Source organism: Actinacidiphila alni, assembly GCF_900112845.1.
Classification (GTDB): domain Bacteria; phylum Actinomycetota; class Actinomycetes; order Streptomycetales; family Streptomycetaceae; genus Actinacidiphila; species Actinacidiphila alni.
The window spans coordinates 509,650-529,595 of the sequence record NZ_FONG01000002.1; the positions used below are offsets into that span (position 1 = coordinate 509,650).

At 72.4% G+C, this 19,946-nt stretch carries 20 protein-coding genes; 12 read left to right on the plus strand and 8 right to left on the minus strand.

What is annotated here, in order from left to right; translation table 11 throughout:
* Positions 1-859: 859 nt before the first annotated feature.
* Positions 860-2,107, minus strand: a complete 1,248-nt coding sequence (locus tag BM076_RS05140) for a glycosyltransferase (RefSeq protein ID WP_093712104.1) — start codon at positions 2,105-2,107, stop codon at positions 860-862.
* A 395-nt stretch (positions 2,108-2,502) separates the two neighbouring features.
* On the opposite strand from BM076_RS05140, the gene BM076_RS05145 reads away from it, so the two are divergent.
* The 6 genes from BM076_RS05145 to BM076_RS05170 all read left to right on the plus strand — a co-directional run bounded on the left by BM076_RS05145 (position 2,503) and on the right by BM076_RS05170 (position 6,249).
* Positions 2,503-2,913, plus strand: a complete 411-nt coding sequence (locus BM076_RS05145; RefSeq protein WP_093712105.1) for a rodlin — start codon at positions 2,503-2,505, stop codon at positions 2,911-2,913.
* 335 nt (positions 2,914-3,248) lie between these two features.
* Positions 3,249-3,482, plus strand: a complete 234-nt coding sequence (locus BM076_RS05150; RefSeq protein ID WP_093712106.1) for a chaplin — start codon at positions 3,249-3,251, stop codon at positions 3,480-3,482.
* A 172-nt stretch (positions 3,483-3,654) separates the two neighbouring features.
* Positions 3,655-4,425 (plus strand): chaplin, encoded by a 771-nt coding sequence (locus BM076_RS38150; RefSeq protein ID WP_093712107.1) that lies wholly within the window; start codon positions 3,655-3,657, stop codon positions 4,423-4,425.
* A 216-nt stretch (positions 4,426-4,641) separates the two neighbouring features.
* Positions 4,642-5,022, plus strand: coding sequence for a hypothetical protein (locus BM076_RS05160; RefSeq protein WP_093712108.1), 381 nt, complete (start codon positions 4,642-4,644; stop codon positions 5,020-5,022).
* Between the two features lie 148 nt (positions 5,023-5,170).
* On the plus strand, positions 5,171-5,581 hold the full coding sequence (locus tag BM076_RS05165) for a rodlin (protein WP_093712109.1): 411 nt from the start codon (positions 5,171-5,173) through the stop codon (positions 5,579-5,581).
* 227 nt (positions 5,582-5,808) lie between these two features.
* Positions 5,809-6,249 (plus strand): DUF7144 family membrane protein, encoded by a 441-nt coding sequence (locus BM076_RS05170; protein ID WP_093712110.1) that lies wholly within the window; start codon positions 5,809-5,811, stop codon positions 6,247-6,249.
* Here the strand turns inward: BM076_RS05170 and BM076_RS05175 are convergent.
* The 4 genes from BM076_RS05175 to BM076_RS05190 all read right to left on the minus strand — a co-directional run bounded on the left by BM076_RS05175 (position 6,246) and on the right by BM076_RS05190 (position 8,836).
* On the minus strand, positions 6,246-6,707 hold the full coding sequence (locus BM076_RS05175) for a hypothetical protein (protein ID WP_093712111.1): 462 nt from the start codon (positions 6,705-6,707) through the stop codon (positions 6,246-6,248). The two genes, BM076_RS05170 and BM076_RS05175, sit on opposite strands and share 4 nt — an antisense overlap.
* A 43-nt stretch (positions 6,708-6,750) precedes the next feature.
* Positions 6,751-7,146 (minus strand): cupredoxin domain-containing protein, encoded by a 396-nt coding sequence (locus BM076_RS05180; protein ID WP_093712112.1) that lies wholly within the window; start codon positions 7,144-7,146, stop codon positions 6,751-6,753.
* Positions 7,147-7,211: 65 nt separating this feature from the next.
* A complete protein-coding gene (locus tag BM076_RS05185) occupies positions 7,212-8,045 on the minus strand; it encodes a ferritin-like domain-containing protein (RefSeq protein WP_245795726.1) in 834 nt (277 codons plus the stop codon).
* Positions 8,042-8,836 carry a ferritin-like domain-containing protein gene (locus tag BM076_RS05190; RefSeq protein ID WP_093712113.1) on the minus strand — a complete coding sequence of 265 codons (795 nt, stop codon included), beginning with the start codon at positions 8,834-8,836 and terminating at the stop codon, positions 8,042-8,044. Before BM076_RS05190 ends, BM076_RS05185 begins: the two co-directional genes overlap by 4 nt.
* Positions 8,837-9,063: 227 nt before the next feature.
* Here BM076_RS05190 and BM076_RS05195 point away from each other — a divergent pair, with 227 nt between their 5' ends.
* The 4 genes from BM076_RS05195 (at position 9,064) to BM076_RS05210 (ending at position 13,662) form a co-directional block, all read left to right on the plus strand.
* Entirely contained in the window at positions 9,064-9,936 is an 873-nt protein-coding gene (locus tag BM076_RS05195) for a sigma-70 family RNA polymerase sigma factor (RefSeq protein WP_093712114.1), read from the plus strand.
* Between the two features lie 318 nt (positions 9,937-10,254).
* Positions 10,255-10,605: a PadR family transcriptional regulator gene (locus BM076_RS05200; protein WP_093712115.1), complete on the plus strand. Its 351-nt coding sequence runs from the start codon at positions 10,255-10,257 to the stop codon at positions 10,603-10,605.
* Complete coding sequence (locus BM076_RS05205; RefSeq protein ID WP_093712116.1) at positions 10,602-11,708, plus strand: hypothetical protein; 1,107 nt, start codon at positions 10,602-10,604, stop codon at positions 11,706-11,708. Before BM076_RS05200 ends, BM076_RS05205 begins: the two co-directional genes overlap by 4 nt.
* 136 nt (positions 11,709-11,844) lie before the next feature.
* Positions 11,845-13,662 carry an alkyl/aryl-sulfatase gene (locus BM076_RS05210; protein WP_093712258.1) on the plus strand — a complete coding sequence of 606 codons (1,818 nt, stop codon included), beginning with the start codon at positions 11,845-11,847 and terminating at the stop codon, positions 13,660-13,662.
* Positions 13,663-13,678: 16 nt separating this feature from the next.
* Here BM076_RS05210 and BM076_RS05215 read toward each other — a convergent pair whose 3' ends face one another.
* A complete protein-coding gene (locus tag BM076_RS05215; protein ID WP_093712117.1) occupies positions 13,679-14,938 on the minus strand; it encodes an MFS transporter in 1,260 nt (419 codons plus the stop codon).
* An 86-nt stretch (positions 14,939-15,024) separates the two neighbouring features.
* On the opposite strand from BM076_RS05215, the gene BM076_RS05220 reads away from it, so the two are divergent.
* Positions 15,025-16,026 (plus strand): ArsR/SmtB family transcription factor, encoded by a 1,002-nt coding sequence (locus BM076_RS05220; RefSeq protein ID WP_093712118.1) that lies wholly within the window; start codon positions 15,025-15,027, stop codon positions 16,024-16,026.
* 22 nt (positions 16,027-16,048) lie between these two features.
* Here the strand turns inward: BM076_RS05220 and BM076_RS05225 are convergent, their stop codons facing one another.
* Together BM076_RS05225 and BM076_RS05230 are read right to left on the minus strand one after the other, a co-directional pair.
* Positions 16,049-17,110, minus strand: coding sequence for a flagellar basal body-associated FliL family protein (locus BM076_RS05225; RefSeq protein WP_093712119.1), 1,062 nt, complete (start codon positions 17,108-17,110; stop codon positions 16,049-16,051).
* Positions 17,111-17,189: 79 nt separating this feature from the next.
* Positions 17,190-18,347, minus strand: a complete 1,158-nt coding sequence (locus BM076_RS05230) for a glycoside hydrolase family 26 protein (protein WP_093712120.1) — start codon at positions 18,345-18,347, stop codon at positions 17,190-17,192.
* Positions 18,348-18,622: 275 nt separating this feature from the next.
* Between BM076_RS05230 and BM076_RS05235 the strand changes: the two genes are divergently transcribed.
* Positions 18,623-19,942, plus strand: coding sequence for a glycosyltransferase family 2 protein (locus BM076_RS05235; protein WP_093712121.1), 1,320 nt, complete (start codon positions 18,623-18,625; stop codon positions 19,940-19,942).
* Positions 19,943-19,946 lie beyond the last annotated feature (4 nt).

Consider the following 19,946-nt stretch of genomic DNA (forward strand, 5'->3'; position numbering starts at 1 on the left):
CCCGCACCCGCACCCGAACCCGCACTCCGGGTCACCGCCCCGGCCCGACCCGCACCGACGGCGGGGCTCCGCGTCGCCGACCCCGTACTGCCCGCACCCACAGCCGGGCCCCGCGTGACCGAGCCACTATTGCCGCCGGCGCCAGCTTGTGCCCGCGTGACCGTCCCGCCGTTGCCGCTGCTGCCGGCTTGTACCCGGACGACCGTCCCGCCGTTCCCGCTGCCCGCCTCCAGCCCGAACGGCACCGAAGTGGCGCCGCTGTTCGCGGGTGATGCCCCGAGCGCGGCCGTACGCGCGCTGCCGTTGTCGGTCGCGGTGGTACGGCTGCCCGCGCCGGCGCTGACGGTTGTCGTCGCGCGGACGACCGCTCCTGTGCTGCCGTTGGCAGCCGGCGTCCCGCGGGCGCCCGCTGCCGCGGCGGCGCTGGTCGGGTTCGGGGACAGGACGGGGGGCCGGGGCGTGCCGTTGGTGCGGCTGCCCTGCTCGGGTGCCCGCGGGGACAGGGCGGCGGTGTGGTCGGCGGCGGCCGGCGGGTGGGCGAGCGAGCGGGTGCCTTGGCCGGGGGTCCGGGCGGCCTCGGGGGGCGACTCCGGCGGGACGCCGACGGGGACCGTACGCTCGGCCGGCCGCTGACCCTCCTCGCCGCCGGGGGCGTCGGACGCGGCGCCGTCCGGCGCGTGCCCGATGACCGTTCCGCGGCCGCGCGCGGGGGCGCTGTCGGTCGTGGGGCCGAGGGGGCCGTGCTCACCCGAGGTCATGTCGGTGGTCTGGCCGAGGACGAAGCCGGGACCGGGACCGGGGCCGGGGCCCGGGGTGGGATCCGGGGGCTGGGGCGGCGGCATGCGCGCGCTCTCCCAGGTCATCGGGCGACCCGGTCGCCGCGACGGGCCGGCCGTGGAAGCGGGGGGCGGGGCCGCGGCCCCGGGAGCGCGAGCACCTCGCCGTACAGTTCGGCCACGGCGGCAGCCGTTCTTCGTACGTCGTGCCGTTCGCGTACGTGCGCCAGCGCGCGCCGGCCGGCGGCGGCCCGCCGTACCGGATCGGTGAGCAGGGCCAGCAGGGCGTCCGCGAGGGCGCGTTCGTCGCCGACGGGCACGACGGCCGAGGCCGCGTCCGCGGCCGGCACGCTCTCCCGCGCGCCGCTGACGTCGGTGAGCACCACCGGCCGCCCGCAGGCCATCGCCTCCAGCGGCGCGAGCGCCATCCCCTCCCAGCGGGAGGGCAGCACCGCGACGTCGGCGGCCCGGTACCAGGGCGCGGTGTCGGCGGCGCCGCCCGCGAAGAGCACGCCGGGCGGCGCGTCCCGCAGCAGTGACCGCAGCGCGGGCCCGTCACCGACCAGGACGAGCCTGGCCTCCGGCAGCGCCGCGCTCACACGGGGCCACGCCCGCAACAGCACGTCCTGCCCCTTCTGCGCGCAGAGCCGGCCGACGCAGACCACCAGCGGGGCGTCGTCGGCGACGCCGGAGAGTCCGGGCGGCGAGGGCAGCGCGGGCAGTCCGCCGCGCCGGACGCCTTCGCCCCGGCCGCCGTCCCCGACGTCCCCGCCCTCGCCCGGGGCGAAGCGGTCGAGGTCCACACCGTTGGGCACGACCGCCCACCGGCCGGGGACACCCGCGTCCTGCCCGGCCCGCCGCTCCGCCTCGCTCACGCACAGCACCCGGTCCGCCCAGCGCGCCGCGTACCGCTCCCAGCGCAGCGCGGCCCGCGCGGTCGCCCCGCCGACGGCGTCGAACGACCAGGCGTGCGGCTGGAAGACGGTCGGCCGCGTACCGCGTACGGCCAGCCGTACCGCCAGGCCCGCTTTGGCGCTGTGCACATGCAGCAGGTCCGGCCGTACCGCCCGGATCAGCCGTCCGACGGCGCGGGTCTCGTGGGCGAGCCCGGGACCGGGCGAGCGGCCGGCCGGCCACCGTACGACGCGGGCGCCGGCCGCCGCCGCGGCCTCGGGCAGCGCGCCGTCCGGCGGGCAGGCCACCACCGGCCGCATGCCGTCGTCGAGCTGGGCCCGCACCAGGTCCGTGACGACGCGGGCGACTCCGCCCTCGACGGGCTGGGACACATGAAGCACCGTCAGCCCGGCGAGTTCGTACAGGTGTTGCGGCATCGCGCGCCGTTCCCTCTCTCCGGAGCCGTGTTCTGCGTTCTGCGTGTCATGTGCGCGCCCGCGTATTCGACGGGCTGCGTGGAGTCAACGAATACCGTGCCTGTCAGGTAATCCTCGGGAAACAGGAATGCACGGTCGCAGACCTCGGCACGCGATTCACGTAAGGCGCGCGGCCCGCCGAGCAGGACGAATGTCTTATGACGATCACATGAGCGCGAGTGACGAGGCGTCAACCCACGTCACCCGCGTCACTCTTTCGATACCGCCCCGGGCGGCGCCGCCGACCCTTCTAGCCATTCGGGTGAAACAGCATGACTATTCGTCCGGGGGCCTGTTGGTCAGTGCGACCCATGTAGACCCATGTACAGGGCACTCTCTCCCAAGAAGGACCAACCGTGATCAAGAAGTTCCTCGCCACGGCCGCCGTCGCCGTCTCCATCGCGGGCGTCTCGGCGTCGGTGGCCCCCTCCGCGATGGCCATCGGTGACGACCACGGAACCACCACCGCCAACGGCAACGGTTCCGAGCAGAGCTACGGCAACACGTACACCAGCGGCTACATGAGCCCGTCGTTCGCGCTGGTCCAGGGCTCGCTGAACAAGCCCTGCCTCGCGCTGCCGCTCAAGGGCAACGTCGGCTCGCTGGTCGGCGTCGTGCCGGTCACCGTCCAGGACATCAACGTGCTGTCCTCGCCGCAGAACCAGCAGTGCACCGAGAACTCCACCCAGGCCAAGGGCGACGAGCCGCTGTCGCACATCCTGGACAACATCCCGGTGCTCTCCGGCAACGGTGCGGGCAACCACTGAGGCTCGCCTCTTGAGGCCGTAACCGGCTTCCCCGCGGCCCCGGCCGCCGGCATCGCGCCGGCGGCCGGGGCCGCGGCCTTTTCTCCGGAAGGGCACGCCGGTTCCCGTCGGGGAACTCCGGACTTCCCCCGGGTTTCCCCCCGCCCGTCCGCTGCCGGCGGAAAAAGCCGAGCCATTCGGGTGGATGATGACCGGCGCGCCGTATCCGGGAGTTGCTTACCGTCGTCGCCCGTCGTTAGCCCGGCGGTAGTGGTGTTCGCGGACCCGGATTTCCGGGTCCGGCCGGCACGAAGGACGTGCGGGCACCAGACACCGCTTCGGAAAGGGAGCACAACGTGAAGTACTCGAAGGTTGCGGCCATCGCTGCCGGAACGCTCATGGCGGTCGGCGTCGCGGCCCCCGCGTTCGCCGACTCCGACGCCAGCGGTGTCACCGCTCACTCCCCGGGCGTCCTGTCCGGCAACAGCGTCCAGGTGCCGATCCACATCCCGGTCAACCTGTGCGGCAACACCGTCAACGTCATCGGTCTGCTGAACCCCGCGTTCGGCAACACCTGCGTCAACCAGTGACGAAGTGACGTGACGTCGTCCTGTCAGACCGTCAGGTTCTGATCCCGGACCGCCCCGGAGCGCGCACGTCGCGCACCGGGGCGGTCCGTCGTCAGGGACGGAACGGAAGCGGAACGAAACGGGACGGGACGAAGCGGACAGGACCGAAGAACCCGAGCGGAGAAAAGATTCGATGCGACACATCCTGAGCAGGAGCCTGCTCACCGTCGCCGCCGCCAGCAGCATCCTCGCGGCCACCGGGGGTATCGCGAGCGCGGATTCCGACGCGCAGGGCGGCGCGTCCGGCTCGCCCGGCCTGCTGTCGGGCAACAGCGTCGAGGCCCCGATCGACGTTCCGGTGAACGCGTGCGGGAACAGCGTGAACGTCGTGGGCGCCGACAACGCGGCGCTGGGCAACAAGTGCACCAATGCATCGCATTCCCATGCGGCACCGCACACCGGATCGGGCGCCCAGTCCGGTACGCAGTCCGGTACGGAGTCGGGTACGGGGGGATCACCGGGCGTGGCGTCCGGGAACTCGGTGAAAATTCCGGTCGACGTTCCGCTCGATCTGTGCGGAAACACCGTCGACGTGGTCGGACTGCTGAATGCGGTGACCGGGAATTCCTGCGCCAATGACGGAACCGGCGCGCACGCGGGCACCGGCACCGGTACGGACACCCACTCCGTGCACACCGATCCGCCGACCCAGGTACGGGACCTGCCGCCGGCCCCCGGGAAGTCCACCCGCGCGGTACCCGCCGTCGACCAGGAGTCCCTGGCCGAGACCGGTACGTCGGGCGGTGGCCTCGGCACGGCCGGGGCGGCGAGCGCGGCGCTGCTGCTCGGCGGCGCGATGCTCTACCGGCGGGGGCGCGGCGGTCCGCGCCCGGCGCACGCCGCCGTCGCCCGGTCCGCGGCGCACGACCGTATTCGCCGCACATATTCCGCGCCGGCGTCCTGACCGGTTTTCGCACCGGCGTCCTGACCGGTTTCCCCGCCGGTTTCCGCGACGGTTCGGTGGCCCCGGGCAACGGAATTAGTACGAGAATTGGGCGAGGCGGCTCTCATCGCCGGCCGCACGGACGAGTGATTGTCGAGCGGCGCGTTTACTTTTCGTTTCCGTTGCTATCCGTGGTCGTTGACCATGCCGACAGACACCGGCACTGAAAGGGTGGCAATGAAGTACTCGAAGGTCGCAGCAGTCATGGCCGGCTCGATGATGGCGGTCGGCGTCGCCGCGCCCGCTTTCGCGGACAGTGTGACGGCCCCCGACATGCCGACCGCGGCCACGATGCCGACCAGCATCAACGGCGGCGTCGACCAGCTCATGGAAGCGCAGCCGCTGCAGAAGGCCACCGACGGCATGCAGGTCGACTCCACGCTGCAGAAGGTCACCGGCACCGCGGACCAGCTCCGCGGCCAGCTCCCGACCGACGCGCTTCTCGGCCAGGCCACGTCCGCGACCAAGGACACTGCCCTCTCCACCGTGACCGGTGCGGTCCCCGGTGCCTCCCTGCTCGGCGGCCTGCCCCTCGGCGGGCTCCCGCTCGGCGGCTGACCAGACGCTCCACCCGTCGCGCGACGGCAGCGGCCGTACGCGCGGCAGCGCTCCGCCATCGGAGTGAATCGCCGGAACCAAACCCCGTGTGAGCGGTTGATCAGATCGCTCCAGAACCGTGCAATCGAGCACCGAAAAAGGATTTCACATGATCAAGAAGATGCTGGCCGGCGCTGCGCTCGCCGCTTCGGTTGTTGCCGTCGGCGTCACCGCCGCCCCGCAGGCCATGGCCCTCGGCGACGACCTGGGCACGACCACGGTGAACGGCAACGGCGCCGAGCAGAGCTACGGCAACACCCACACCGACGGTGTGCAGAGCCCGCAGATCGGCCTCGTTCAGGGCACCCTGAACAAGCCCTGCGTCGGCCTGCCGGTCAAGGCCAACGTCGGCTCCCTCGTGGGCCTGGTGCCGGTCACGGTCCAGGACGTCAACGTCCTGGCCTCCCCGCAGAACCAGCAGTGCGCCGAGAACTCCAGCCAGATCAAGGGCGACGAGCCGGCCTCGCACATCCTGAACGACATCCCGGTGCTCTCCGGCAACGGTGCGGCCAACGGCTGATCCAGCCCCCGCCCCACCCGGGCCGCCGCCCACCCCCGTGCCGGCGGCCCACCCCCCTCGCTGCCCGACCCGGCCACCCGCCCGGTCGGGCAGTCGTGCGTGTGCGCACACGGTGCGTCATGCACGTCGTTCCCGTCGTTCACCCGGATGGCCTAGTCCCGGTCGCCGCGGGGCGGTGGGGCGCGGACGGTCGGGGGTACGTCGAGGAATCGGCGAAGGAGGCTCTCATGGCACAGCCCGCTGCCCCGTCCGGGGCTCCCGCACCTCACCGCGACCCGCGCGGCGGGGGAAGCGCGTGGGCCAGCGGCGGCACCGTGTTCGCCGGCGTCCTGCTCTTCGTGGACGGTGTGCTGGCCGTGCTCAACGGTGTCGTCGGCATCGCCAAGGACAACGTGTACGCGCGCATCGGCGACTACACGTACAAGTTCAACCTCACCGCGTGGGGCTGGATCCACCTCGTCATCGGGGCCCTGCTGATCCTCACCGGCATCGGCATCCTCAAGGGCGCGCCCTGGGCCCGCGGCGTGGGCGTCGGCATGGCCGCGCTCAGTGTGATCGCGAACTTCATGTGGCTGCCCTACCAGCCGATCTGGGCGGTCATCGCCATCGCGATCGGCGTCTTCGTGATCTGGGCCCTGCTCACCGACCGGTCCAGGCCCGCGCTCTAGGGCTCTTCCGGCAGATCCCGCGCGTCGCTGCTCCGGCGGGCGAGCGCCCACCGGAGCAGCAGGTACGAGCAGGCGGCGGTCGCGGCGGCCTGGGACCAGACGGTGAGCCTCTTGTCGGGGGTCCAGACCGGCTCGTACATGTCGGGCAGCGGGCCGTGGGCGCCGACGTTCACATAGCGGTAGACCAGCAGGGCCGCGAGGCCGCCGGCCGCGACCAGCCAGCCGAGTGCGGCGCTCAGCGGCCGGCGCCACACCAGCACGAGCAGCGCGGCCAGCGACGCGAGGCCGGCCTCGACGCGGAAGAGGGCGCCCTGGCTGATGTCGGCGGTCACCGCGTCGTACTGGCCGGCGAGCTTGGCGTGCACATAGGCGTCCACGGCCAGGCCGGCCGCCGCGACGAGTCGGGCCGCGACGTCCAGGGCCCGGGCCGTGGGGGAGACGGTCGCTGCTGACGGCATGGCGGGCCTCGTTCTCGTCATAGGGGACAGGGGGAGGGAGGGGTCAGCTCACGGTGAGCTTGGCCTTCATGAACTGGTGGATCGTGCAGATGTAGTCGTAGACGCCCTTGGTCCGCGGCGCGGTGAAGGTCGCGCTCTTGCCCGGCGCGATGGTGCCGGTGTCGAAGGTGTCGCCCTTGGCGGCGGTGGCCGTGTGGGCGGTGGAGTCCTTGTTCAGGACGGTGACCTTCGTGCCCGGGGCGACGGTGAGGCCGGCGGGGGTGAAGGCGAAGTTCCGGATGACGATCGTGGTGCCGCCGCCGGAGGCCGCCGTCGCGCTGGGGGAGCTGCCGCCGGAGTCCGGGGAGGAGGACGACGACGAGCAGCCGGTCAGGATCAGGGCCGCCGCGCAGGCGGCGGCGAGAAGCGGGGCGGACGGGCGTACGGCGGTGGTGGTCACGCGGGGACTTCCCTTCGGGGGCGGGGCGGCCCGTATGGGGGTCGGGCCGCCCCGGTGAGGACGGGTCAGACGGTGAGCAGGGTGGGGCTCGCCGCCTTGTCGGTGGGCAGGAAGTCGTCGGGGACCGGGTACTGGCCCAGGACGAAGTTGAGGATCGCCGCGTGCATCGCCTCGACCGGCGCGATGGTGGCGGCGGTCGCGATGCCCGCCGGGCTGGTGACGTTGTAGGTCGCGAAGAGATACGTCTGCGCGGCCTGGTCCTCCAGCTGGAGGGCGAGCTTGGCGACGGCGCCGACGTCCTTGGCCGCGCCGAGCGCCTTGAGCGTCGCGGGCTGGTTGGACAGCGGCACATCGGTGATCGCGGGCTTGCCCGCGCCGGTCAGCACCGCGTTCCACGCCTTCGCGTGGTCGGCGTGCTGCTTCATCGCCGTCTGCACGAAGGTCGCGACGGCCGGCGGCACTTTGCCGAGCTTGCCCGCCTTCGCCGCGTCCAGCGTCGCCTGGTACGCGCCGACGGCCTGGTTCTCCAGCGCGGTGGCCAGCGCCACCACCTTCAGGTCACCGGTGTACGTGCCGGAACCGGACGCCGACGGCGAGCTGCCGCCGCCCGCGGCCGTCGAGGCCGACGCGGACGTCTTCTTCTTGTCGTCGCTGCTGGAGCAGGCGGCCAGCGCGAACGCCGCCGCCAGCCCGCCCGCGCCGATCAGGAAGCGGCGCCGCGAGGCGTCCGCCGGCGCGTCGCGCCGGACCGCCTTCTCGCGCTGCTCCTCGACGAGGTCCACCGCCGCCGCCCGCATCGCGGGCAGCGTGTCCTGGTGCGCCTGCTCCATGTCCCGGGTCAGCCGCGCGAGCTGCTCCTCGCTGATCTCCGGCTCCCAGCCGCCGCGTACGGTGCTCACTTGACGGCTCCCTCGGTGATCGGCGACGCGTTCTTGGTCGGGTAGAAAGCGTCGGGGAAGCCGACGCTGCCGGCCGCGGCGGGCAGTTTGGCCACGTCCGTCGGGATGGCGATCAGGTCGCCCATGTTCCCGGCGAGCAGCGCCTGCACCGCGAGCAGCGTCGCCCGGTGCTGCGCCTCGACGGGCGCGACGGACGCGAAGAGCTTGCGCAGGTCGCCGTTGCTGACCTGGCCGACGTTCTTGGTGTACGTCTGGGCCGCGACGTCCTCCAGCGTGATCGCCAGCTTCACCACGTCCGCGGGCGTCTTGATCGACGGCAGCGTCTGCTTGACGACGGCCGCGTACTTCGCGTCGGGCTGCGTCTGCGCCTTGCCGCCCGCCTGGGTGGCGGCCGAGTTGAACGCCTTCGCGTGCGCCTGGTGCTGCGTCGTCGTCTTCGCGATGAAGGCCGCGACGGTCTTGTTGCCGTCCTTGATGAACGGCAGCCCCGCCGCCGTCCGGTAGACGCTGATCGCCAGATTCTCGATCGACGCCGCCGTCTGCAGCGCCATGATGTCGTCGGCCGACGCGGTCGCCGCCGCGGCCCGCGAGGTGTGCAGCAGCGCGGCGGCGCCCGCCACCGCCGCGACCGATCCGCCGCGGTGCCACCAGCGCCGCGACGACACGGGCGGGGTCCCTTCCCGGAAGTCGCTCAACGCGCTCTCCGTGATCCGCAGCGCGTCGCTGTTCAGGTCCTGGGACTGCTCCGTCAGTTCTTCGAGCAGCCGGGTGTCGATGCGCTCTACGCCCATCACGCCCCATCTCTGACCGCGCCCGCTCTTGCGCGGGCACTCGTGCGGCAGGTTCGTGGCCGGGGGCCGCGCGGATTGGTCGGCTTCCCGAAATCGGTGGACGGTTCACCCGTGGGGGTGAGGGGCGCCCTCGCGGGCGAGGGTCCGTACGCGGGGCTGTCACATCGGCGGCGCGGGGCGCGTCACTGCTAGGACACCGGGTGACGGGTGACGGAAGTGGGTGACCGATGGACGAGGGCGATTTCCTCGCGACGCGCTTCGAGGAGCAGCGCGGCAGGCTGCGGGCGGTGGCGTACCGGGTGCTCGGCTCCGCCGCCGAGGCCGACGACGCCGTGCAGGAGGCGTGGCTGCGGCTGAGCCGTACCGACGCCGGCACGATCGACAACCTCGGTGCCTGGCTGACCACGGTGGTGGCCCGCGTCTCGCTGAGCATGCTGCGGTCGCGCCGGACGCGGCGCGAGGACCCGCTCGACACTCATACGGCTACCGCCTCGGAGAGCGGCGCCGATCCCGAGCAGCAGGCGCTGCTCGCCGACTCGGTCGGGCTCGCGCTGCTCGTCGTGCTCGACACGCTCTCGCCCGCCGAGCGGCTCGCTTTCGTGCTGCACGACATGTTCGCCGTGCCCTTCGACGACATCGCGGGCATCGTCGACCGCAGCCCCGCCGCGACGCGGCAGCTCGCCAGCCGGGCGCGGCGGCGCGTCCAGGGGGTCGCCGTCGCCGCCGAGGAGGCCGACGCGGTGCGGCGGCGGGCCGTCGTCGGCGCCTTTCTCGCCGCCTCGCGCGGCGGCGACTTCGAGGCGCTCCTCGAACTCCTCGACCCCGAGGTGGTCCTTCGGACGGATACGGCGGCGGCTCTGGCCGGGGCCACCACCGTGCGCGGTGCCGCGGCCGTCGCCGAGACCTTTGTCGGGCGCGCCAAGGGGGCGCGGCCCGTCCTCGTCGACGGGCGCGCCGGGCTCGCCTGGGTGCCCGAGGGGCGGCCGCGCGCCGTCTTCGTCTTCTCCCTCACCGAGGAGGGCCGGATCTCCCAGATCCACGTCCTCGCGGACGGCGCCACCATCGACCAGCTGGACGTCGTCCTCCTGGACGGTGCCTGATCTCCTGCGGAGGGCGGTGCGTGATCCCCGGGCCGGGGGTGCCTGATGTCTCCTGCGGAGTGCGGGAGTCATGTTTTTAGGGGCGCGGGGAACTGCGCGCTCAGCCCCCACCGGGCCGGTGGTCGCAAGACAAACAGCGTCTGCCCCGCTGGGGGCGGTTTTTTCCTGCGGCCCGGGGTGGGCTGAGCGCGCAGTTCCCCGCGCCCCTGAGGATGAACGTCCACCGCACGTGCGGGCGAGGGGACGTCCCCTCATGGCTTGCGGCACGCAATATATCGGGAGCCAGGATATGCTGGCCGCATGACAACCCCCCGAAGCATGACGCAGTCAGCCTTCTTCGTGTTGACCGCGCTCACCGATGAGCCGCGGCACGGGTACGGGATCCTCCAGGAAGTGGAGGAGCTGTCGGAGGGGCGGGTGGAGCTGCGGGTCGGGACGTTGTACGGGGTGCTGGACCGGCTGACGGCGGACGGCCTGATCGCGCTGGACCGCGAGGAAGTGCAGCAGGGACGGTTGCGCCGCTACTACCGGCTGACCGACGAGGGCCTGGCCGCGCTGGACGAGGAGGCCGAGCGGATGGCGGCCGGGGCGCGGGCGGCGTCCCGGCGGATAGCGGCCAGACGCGCCGCCCCCGGAGCCGCGCCCGGCCTCGCGGGAGGCACCGCATGACGGCGACCCTGCTCGAACAGCGTTACCGCGCCGTCCTGCGCCTGCTGCCCGCCTATTACCGGCGGGCGCGGGAGGAGGAGATGGTCGAGACGTTTCTGCTGCGGGTCGGCGTCGCCGAGGACGGGGCCGAGGACGAGGACGAGGCCCGGGACCTCGACCTGATGCGGCCGTCCTGGCGCGAGGTGGGAAGCGTCGTCACGCTGGCCGTCCGCAGCCGGATGGGCGCCGCGGGCGCGCCGTCGGGATACGTGACGCTCGGCGGCGCCGTACGCCACTTCGCCCTGTTCGCGCTGCTGCTCCAGGCGGCGGCCACCGTCACCGAGGCGGCGCTGTCGCTCGCCTGGTCGAGCCGCTCGGCGTACGACCGTTCGCTGCTGCTGGACGTCTTCACCTCCGACGGCGGCTACGGCTGGGCGCGCGGCGTCGCGCTGTGGGCGGCGCCGCCGCTGTGGACGGCCGCGTACGCGACGCTGCTGCGGCAGCGCCCGCGCGGGGCGCGGCTCTTCGCGGTCGCCGCCGCCGTCGCGGCGAGCGAGCCGCTGGTCGACGAGGCGCACTGGTCCGGCACGGTGACCGCGCTGACCGTCGCCACGGCCGTCTTCGGCTGGCTGACCGTGCTCGCCGTCTGCTGCGGCTTCCACGCCGACGCCGGACCCGCCTGGCTGCCCGCCGTACCGCCCGGCCTCGCTTTCCTGGGCACCTGCGTGCTGATGGGCGGCTCGGTGGTGATCCGGCCGGAGGGGGTGGACTCCCAGTGGGCGACGGGTACGGCCTTCGCCGTCGCGGCCGCCGCCTGCCTGGCCGCCCGCGCCCTGGCGGCCCGTACGGACCGGGACCGCAACGACCGCGACCGTAACGACCGGGCCCGTACGGACCGGCCCCGCAACGACCGCCCCGCCGCCGAAACCACCCTCGCCCTCGCCGCCCTCGGCCTGGTCGTCCTCACGCTGCGGGCCGGGCTGCTCGCCGTCGAGCTGGACGTCGACCTCCCCGCGGGCCTGCTCGCCGGCGCCGTGGCCCAACTGGCCGTGACGGTCCTCCTGGTGGCGGCGCTGGCCGCCGTCGGCGCCCGCGACCTGCGCGCCGCCCCGCGCACCGGCTGAGCCGGGCGCACGCCCCCCGGTTGGCGCAGCAGTACGGGCGCCGGGCCCGCCCCCGTACGCAGGATGGGGGTGCGTGCGGCGCCGCGCCGCAGGCGGGACGCTGCCCGGGAGGCCACAGGTGACCAGCATCGACGAGATGCCCGACTTCGCCGACCGTACGGACTTCGAGGACGCCGACCGCGGCCTGGTCGCGCCCCCCGCGCAGGACCGGATCACCACGGCCGACGGCCGGGTGGTGTGGGACTTCGGCGCGACCGCCTTCCTGGAGGGCGACTGCCCCGACACCGTGCACCCCAGCCTGTGGCGGCAGTCGCAGCTGTGCGCCCGCGCCGGCCTGTACGAGGTGACCGCGGGCGTCTACCAGATCCGCGGCTTCGACCTGTCCAACATGACACTGATCGAGGGCGAGCGCGGCGTCATCGTCGTCGACCCGCTGGTGTCGGCGGAGTGCGCCGCCGCGGGGCTGGCGCTGTACCGCGCGCACCGCGGCGACCGCCCGGTCACCGCCGTGCTCTGCACCCACTCGCACATCGACCACTTCGGCGGCATCCGGGGCGTCCTGCCGGAGGACGGTGACGAGGGCCACGACGCGGTACCGATCGTCGCGCCCGCCGGCTTCATGGAGCACTCGGTCGCCGAGAACGTCTACGCCGGCACCGCCATGCTGCGCCGCGGCGCCTACTACTCCGGCTACACCCTGGACCGCGGCCCGGCCGGCCTGGTCGGCATGGGCCTGGGCTTCACGTCCTCCACCGGCTCGGTCGAGCTGCTGCCGCCGACCGTCGAGATCACGGCGACCGGCCAGGAGGAGACGTACGACGGGGTGCTGTTCCGCTTCCAGCTCACGCCCGGCACCGAGGCGCCGTCCGAGCTGAACTTCCACCTCCCCGAGCGCCGCGCGCTGTGCATGGCCGAGAACGCGAGCCACACCATGCACAACATCCTGACGCTGCGCGGCGCCCTCGTCCGCGACGCCCGGATCTGGTCGCACTACCTGACCGAGTCCGTCGAACTCTTCGGCGACGGCTCCGACGTGCTCTTCGCCTCCCACCACTGGCCGACCTGGGGCACCGACCGCCTCAAGCGGTACCTGGGCGAACAGCGCGATCTGTACGGCTACTTGCACGACCAGACGCTGCGGCTGCTCAACCAGGGGCACACCGGCACCGAGTGCGCCGAACTGGTCGAGCTGCCGCCCGCGCTCGCCCGCGCCTGGCACGCCCGCGGCTACTACGGGTCGGTCAGCCACAATGTGAAGGCCATTTACCAGCGGTACATGGGCTGGTACGACGGCCACCCGTCGTCGCTGTGGGAGCACCCCCCGGCCGAGACGGCCCGCCGGTACGTGGACTGCCTGGGCGGGCTGCGGCCGGCCCTCGACAAGGCGCGGGCGTATCTGGAGGAGGGCGACGCGCGGTTCGCCGCGCAGCTGCTCAAGCACGCGGTCTTCGCGGCGCCGGAGAGCACCGAGGCGAAGGAGCTGCTGGCGCGGACCTTCGAACAGCTCGCGCACGGCGCCGAGAACGCCACCTGGCGCAACTGCTACCTCACCGGCGCGCTCGAACTGCGCGAGGGCGTGCAGCGGACCACGCTCACCTCGGGCGGCATGGCCGGGGCGCTCAGCGTGGAGCAGGTCTTCGACTCGCTCGCCATCCGCGTGGACGGGCCCCGGGCGTGGAACCTCAGCCTCGCGACCGACTGGCACTTCACCGATCTCGGCGAGCGGCACCGCGTCACCCTGCACAACGGTGTCCTCGTCCACACCCGTACCGACACCCCGCCCGTGCCCGGCTCCGTGGACCTCTCCCTCACCCTCACCAAGCCCCGGCTCATGGACCTCCTCGCCGGAGAGGGCACCTCCGGTGTGGACTACGCGGGCGACCTCGGGGCGCTCCAGAGCATTCTCGGCGTCCTGGACGACGCCGACCCGAGCTTTCCCGTCGTGACCCCGTGAGCGTGAGAAGGAGGCGCTACGTCGGGAGCTTCGCCGCGACCACCTCGCCCACCTCCGTGAGGTGCGGGTCGGGGGTGGGGGCGGCGTCGGCCGCGGCGCGGGCACGGACGCGAGGGATGAGAGCCAGGGTGGCGCCGGAGGCGAAGAGACCGCCGAGGAGGGCGGACCACCAGAGGGCGGCGGGGGACAGGGAGGTGTAGACGGCCACCCCGAGGGTGAGCGCGGAGAACCGCGCGACCCCCCAGGTCCACCCGAAGGCACCCTGATAGCGCCCCCGGGCATGAGCGGGCGCGAGGTTGGAGACGACGGCCGCCCCGATCCCGGCGACGGCGGCCTCGCCGAGGGACCAGACGACGACGGAGACGGTGTAGCCGGCAACACTGTCGGCGACCCCGGTGAGCGCCACGCCCACGGCGATGAGCACGCCGCCGGCACTCTGCACGGGCAGCTGCGGCAGCCCGGCAAGACGTGCCGTGGCGAACGGCTGGATCACGACGACGAGCACCGCGTTGACCGCGGCCATCGCCCCGTACACGGCGGGCGACAGACCACTGTCGTGGATGGCCAGCGGCAGCGCCACCTCGGTGAGCGAGTAGACGAAGAGCTGGATACCGGACAGCGGCAGCAGCGTCATGAGCAGCCGGTCCCGCAGGACGACGCCGTAGCCGACCCCGTCGCCGGCGGACGTCCCGGACCCCCTCGCCCCGGCCGGAGGCCGCGTCTCGGTGATCCGGAGCGCGACCACGACCGCGTACACGAGCATCGTCCCGGCGTCGACGGCGAACAGCAGCCAGTAGCCGTGCGCGGCGAGGAAACCGCCGAGGACGCCGCCCGCGGCTGTACCGATGTTCACGCCCCAGCCGAAGAGGGCGTACGCGCGCTGCCGGCGCTCGGCGTCGACGGAGTCGGCGAGCAGCGCGAAGGCCGCCGGGCTGACGGACGCGCCCGCCGCGCTGAGCAGCAGCGCCGCCGCGGCCATGGTGGCGACGCCGGGCGCCACGAACAGCGCGCCCTGCGCCGCCGCGGCGCCGAGCAGCCCGACGAGCATGGTCCGGCGGCGGCCGAGGCGGTCGGCGAGCAGGCCGCCGACCGCGGGACCGATGAGGTTGCCCGCGCCCAGCGCGCCGAGCACGTACGACGTCTGCGTGCCGGTCACCCCCTGCGCGGCCAGGAAGAACACCAGGAACGGCGTGACGAGGTAGCCGAGGCGGTTGACGATCGTCCCGGCGAAGAGCGTCCAGACCGTGGGCGGGAGTCCGCGAAAAGTGGTGAACATGGCAGGAGCGTGCGGCCCGCCCGCACCCCCGGGCCATTGATTAAGCTGGGACCGAATCCATGCCGTACGCAGGGGGTCGGGGAGCCATGGAAGCCGAGCTGAGTTTCACCACCGCGGATCTCGCGCAGACCCGCTTCGCGCTGTCCCCGATGTGGGAGGTCGTGACCAGCTTCAAGCTGCTGCGCACCGGTACGGAGCCGCCGCCGCACCGGCGCTGGGCCGCGCAGGTACGGCCCCGGCTGACCGAGGCCGGGCTCGACCGCGGCTGGCTCGCCGGGCTGATCCCCGGCGACGGCTATCTCGCCGACTTCCTCAACCCGACACCCGCGACGCCCTTCCCCACCCTGGCCGAGGAGTTGGCGGCGGTCCGCCGTACGCCGGGCGAGCGCGTCCACTACGAACTGGACCTGCTGGACGCCAACGCCCGTGCCGCCGGGCGCCCTTCGCACTCCGCCCGCTTCCGGCTGCTGCGCGAGGCGCCCGAGGCGGCGCTCGCCAAGGTGGCCGACGAGGTCGAGACGTACTGGGAGCTGGCGCTCGCGCCGTACTGGGCGCGGATCCGGCAGCTGCTGGAGGCCGATGTCTTCCACCGGGCCCGGCAGGTCGCCGAGCACGGCGCCGCGCAGGTGCTCAACGAGCTGCACGAGACGGTGCGTTGGGACGACGGGAGCCTACGGCTCGTACGGCGGGCCTGCGCGCTCAGCCGGGCCGAGACGGGCTCCGGGCTGCTGCTCGTGCCCTCGGCCTTCGCCTGGCCGCGGGTGCTGACGCGGTCCGTTGCGCCCGACCCGCCCCAACTCGCCTATCCCGCGCGGGGGATCGGCTCCCTGTGGGAGCCGCGGGCCACTCCCGCCGCCGATGCGGTCGCCGCCGTCCTCGGGCGTTCCCGCACTCTTCTCCTCACGGAGCTGGACACCCCCACCTCCACGACCCGGCTCGCCCAGACCTCCGGTATGTCCCCCGCCGGGGTCTCCCAGCACCTCACCGCCCTGCGCAACGCCGGCCTCGTCACCGCCCACCGCGTCGGCCGCTCCGTCCTCTACGCCCGCACGGCCGTCGCCGACGCTCTTCTCACTCCGGCGGCCTGACGTGCCCTCTCTGCTGGGGCAGCTAGTCGAGGTCGAGGAGGCGGGACAAGGTGTAGCCCGCGATGCCGTGGCCGGCGGCCACCGAGTGGGCGTCCTTGTTGCCGGCCTTGCCGTCGTTGGGGCCGGCCAGGGTGGTGTAGACGTAGCGGCCGTGGACGGCGTGGGTCACCGCGCAGGGCACCTGCTTGCAGAAGTTCGGGATGCCGGGCTGCCCGGTGAGCGGGATGAGCTTGCCCTTGAACCCCGCGTTCACCTCGCCGGCCTGCGCCGCTGTCGGGAAGACCAGCACGCCCACGCTCACCGAGTCCTTGCCCGAGACGTAGGTGGCCAGCACGATCTGCGTGCACTTGTTCTTGTCCAGGATCGGGCCGAGCCCGCCCTGGGTGCTCTTCCAGCACGGAGTGCGGTGGCTGGTGGCCTTCCGGGCGAAGCTCTGCCCGTCGACGGTGAGCGTCTTGGCCGTGAACAGGTCGCTGCCCTGGAGCGTGGGCGTCGGCGAACCGGTGGGCGTACCGGTCGGGGAACCGCTCGGCGTCCCGGTGGGCGAGCCGCTCGCGGACCCGGTCGGCGAGACGGCCGGCGCGCTGGTCTGCTTGTCGGCGATCTGCTTGCCGTCGTCCTTCTTGTCCGAGCCGCCCGCGAAGAGCAGCGCGGCGCCGACGGCGAGCGCGATGACGACGACGGAGGCCCCGCCGATGATCATCAGCCGCTTGCGCTTGCGCTCGGCCACGTTCTGGTCGGCGAGCGCGGACCAGTCCGGCTCGTTGGGGTTGGGGACGTACGGCTGCGGCTGCGGGACCTGCGGCACGCCGGGCCTGATCTCGTACGGGTAGCCCTGCTGGACCGGCTGCGGGTACTGGGTGGGCGGGAAGCCGTAACCCGGCTGCGCCTGCTGCTGGGGCGCCTGCGGTTGCGGGGCCTGCGGCTGCGCGGGCGGCGGCTGCTGACCGTACGGCTGCGGCTGCGGCCGCGGTGCCTGCGCGGGCTGCTGCTGGGCCGGTTGCGTCTGCTGCCGGTCGGCCTGCGGTACGGCACCGTTCTGGTGCGGTATGCGAGGATCCTGGGGCCCCGTGGGAGTGCTCATGGCCTGGAGAAGATCCCTTTCCCGTCACTCATTTCGGTGAATCATAGCGTCTGTGGTGTACGTCGGTCGGGTTGTCCCATTAGTGGGACCCTTCGGACGTGACCGGCCAGGGCCGCAGTGTGAGCGAGCCGAGACCCTTGCGGAAGGCGGCCTTCGTGGCCGGCGAGATGTCGAACCGGTAGTCGTACCTGCCGCCTTCGTCCTTGCTGTACTGGAACCAGACGAATCCGATGACATTCGGCGTGCGCTTGATCCAGCGGAAGAGATCGGCCGTCCAGCCCGCCTGCCGCGGCCCGGGCGCGCTGCCGGTCTCGCTGATCAGGACCGGTTTGTGCGAGAAGGCGGTGATCGCGTCCAGCGTCGGCTGGAGCACCTCGGTGGCGGTCTTCTCGCCGAAGCCGTAGCCGTCGATACCGATCCAGTCGACGTAGGCGTCACCGGGATAGAGCGGCCCGAGCGCGACGCCTCCGGTGCCGCGCAGCACATTGGGGCTCCAGACCCAGATCACTTCGGTCGCGCCGACGATCTGGAACAGATCATGGACGTGCCGCCAGGCCTTCACATAATCCCCCGATGAATTACCGCTGTTGCTCTCCGACCACGGGTACCATGCGCCATTCATCTCGTGCGCGAATCGGAGTGCGACCGGCTGCCCGATCGACTTGACCTTTTGGGCATAGCGGATGATGTACGCGTCATATGTTCCGGACGCAATGCGCTGGAGCGCGTACTTCGGCTGGTCGGCGGCGCGCGAATCCCCGTACGGCTCCCAGGTGATCAGCGGCAGCGCGCCCTGCTGATAGGCGAGTTCCGCGTGATCGGCGGAGAACGGCTGGTCCCAGTCCTGGTAGTACTCCAGGATGCGCGGCTGCTCGCCGGCCGCAGCCGCGGCCGACGCGGTGGTGGCGCGGTTGGGCCCGTGGAAGGTGGCGAGGCCGAAGTAGTCGCCGTCGGGGTGCAGATACTCGGCCTTGGTGAGCGTCTTGGTGCGGGTGGGCGTGCCGGGCGAGGACGGTACGGCCGAGGAGTCGCCGGGGGAGTCGCCGGCCGTGCCGGGCGGGGCCGGGTCCCGGTGGGCGGTACTCGGCGGCCCGCCGCTCACCGGCGCCGCGTCGCCCGCGATGGTGGTGCCGCCCCCGCCGTCGGTGGAGCACCCGACGAGGCCGAGCAGCAGCGCGCCGACGAGCGCGCACCCCAGGACGGACGTGCGCCGCATCCGTCGTGTCAGGACATTCATCCGCGGTATCCCCGGCCGTTTCTTCCGTGCGGACCGTCAGCATCTCATCCGACGACCATACGGCCGCGCGTGCGGCGACTTGTCCGGGTAATTGATGCGGCGGGCGGAATGCGCGCCACCGGTGTGCAACACGCCACATGTACCGGCTGTGTTACAGGTGGTCACGCAGTGAGGGGACGCTAAGGATCATATGATAAAAATCGTGTCACCACTTACCTTCTCTGCGGCGTGCCGCATCGTATGTGGCCCGGGGGAATCGGCGCGATAAGGAAGACATGCTGGCGTTCTTGCTGGAGATCCGTGAGTTGCGGCTCCAGGGCGTGGTGTACCCCTTCGCCGTCTTCATGGCGCTGATCTGGCTGCTGTGGCTGATCAAGATCGTGCTCGCCCGCCGGTACAAGCCGTGGAAGCGTCCTTACCGGACGACGACGTCCGTGATCATTCCGGTCGTCGACGAACCCGAGGAACTCTTCCGCGAAGTCGTCGGAAGGATCATCGACCAGCGGCCGACCGAGATCATCGTGGTCATCAACGGCCGCCGCAACGAGGCGCTGGAGCACATCTGCGACGACCTCGGCGTCTTCTGGAAATGGACCCCCGTCCCCGGCAAGCGCAACGCGCTGAAGGTCGGCCTGGACGAGTCCAGCGGCGAGATCGCGGTCCTCGTCGACTCCGACACCATCTGGACCACCAACACCCTCAGCGAGCTGGTCAAGCCCTTCCGCGACCCCGAGGTCGGCGGTGTCACCACCCGGCAGCGGATCCTCCAGCCCAGCCGTACCGTGCTCACCCGCTGGGCGGACTGGCTGGAGAGCGTGCGCTGCCAGTACTCGATGCCCGCGATGAGCGTCCTCGGCACCGTCGGCTGCCTGCCCGGCCGCACCATCGCCTTCCGCAGCTCGATCCTCTTCGACTGCATGGACGCGTTCCTCGGCGAGAAGTTCCTCGGCGTCTTCCTGGAGGTGAGCGACGACCGTACGCTCACCAACTACACGCTCAAGGCCGGGTACAAGACCGTCTACCAGTCGACGTCGCTGGTCTACACCGACGCGCCGCTGCAGTTGAAGAAGCTGGCCAAGCAGCAGTACCGCTGGGCGCGCGGCTCGCAGTACAACACGCTGCGGATGATGCCGTGGATGCTGCGCAATTCGAAGATGCTCGCGCTGTTCTACTTCACCGACGTCGCCGTGCCGTTCGTGCTGCTGGGCACCTTCGCCTCCTGGCTGGTCGCCGCCACCCACCGCGGCCGGCCCGGCATCTACCACGACCTGCCGCTGCCCGGCGACCCGACGAAGGCGCTGGTCATGCTGATCACGCTGGCCGCGGTGATGTCGCTGTTCTCGCTGATGTTCCGCTTCGGCCGGCACTTCGCCTACCGGCCGCAGGACCTGCTGTTCCTGCCGACCTTCATGCTGATCAACACCCTGCTGCTGCTCCCGGTCCGGCTGCTCGGCTTCTTCCGCTGCGCCCACAACGCCAGTTGGGGCACCCGCGCGGACAGCTTCGCGGGTGAGAAGGCACACAGCGCCCTCGTTCTCGTGCCGTATCTGCTCGGCGGCCTCATGCTCGGTGGGTCGGTGATGATGAGTGTCTAGGGTG

Bases quoted from the DNA above. Each gene is read 5' to 3' on its own strand.
- BM076_RS05140 (WP_093712104.1), bottom strand. From the start codon at position 2,107: ATGCCGCAACACCTGTACGAACTCGCCGGGCTGACGGTGCTTCATGTG.
- BM076_RS38150 (WP_093712107.1), top strand. From the start codon at position 3,655: ATGCGACACATCCTGAGCAGGAGCCTGCTCACCGTCGCCGCCGCCAGC.
- BM076_RS05160 (WP_093712108.1), top strand. From the start codon at position 4,642: ATGAAGTACTCGAAGGTCGCAGCAGTCATGGCCGGCTCGATGATGGCG.
- BM076_RS05165 (WP_093712109.1), top strand. From the start codon at position 5,171: ATGATCAAGAAGATGCTGGCCGGCGCTGCGCTCGCCGCTTCGGTTGTT.
- BM076_RS05170 (WP_093712110.1), top strand. From the start codon at position 5,809: ATGGCACAGCCCGCTGCCCCGTCCGGGGCTCCCGCACCTCACCGCGAC.
- BM076_RS05175 (WP_093712111.1), bottom strand. From the start codon at position 6,707: ATGCCGTCAGCAGCGACCGTCTCCCCCACGGCCCGGGCCCTGGACGTC.
- BM076_RS05190 (WP_093712113.1), bottom strand. From the start codon at position 8,836: ATGGGCGTAGAGCGCATCGACACCCGGCTGCTCGAAGAACTGACGGAG.
- BM076_RS05195 (WP_093712114.1), top strand. From the start codon at position 9,064: ATGGACGAGGGCGATTTCCTCGCGACGCGCTTCGAGGAGCAGCGCGGC.
- BM076_RS05200 (WP_093712115.1), top strand. From the start codon at position 10,255: ATGACGCAGTCAGCCTTCTTCGTGTTGACCGCGCTCACCGATGAGCCG.
- BM076_RS05205 (WP_093712116.1), top strand. From the start codon at position 10,602: ATGACGGCGACCCTGCTCGAACAGCGTTACCGCGCCGTCCTGCGCCTG.
- BM076_RS05210 (WP_093712258.1), top strand. From the start codon at position 11,845: ATGCCCGACTTCGCCGACCGTACGGACTTCGAGGACGCCGACCGCGGC.
- BM076_RS05215 (WP_093712117.1), bottom strand. From the start codon at position 14,938: ATGTTCACCACTTTTCGCGGACTCCCGCCCACGGTCTGGACGCTCTTC.
- BM076_RS05220 (WP_093712118.1), top strand. From the start codon at position 15,025: ATGGAAGCCGAGCTGAGTTTCACCACCGCGGATCTCGCGCAGACCCGC.
- BM076_RS05225 (WP_093712119.1), bottom strand. From the start codon at position 17,110: ATGAGCACTCCCACGGGGCCCCAGGATCCTCGCATACCGCACCAGAAC.
- BM076_RS05230 (WP_093712120.1), bottom strand. From the start codon at position 18,347: ATGAATGTCCTGACACGACGGATGCGGCGCACGTCCGTCCTGGGGTGC.
- BM076_RS05235 (WP_093712121.1), top strand. From the start codon at position 18,623: ATGCTGGCGTTCTTGCTGGAGATCCGTGAGTTGCGGCTCCAGGGCGTG.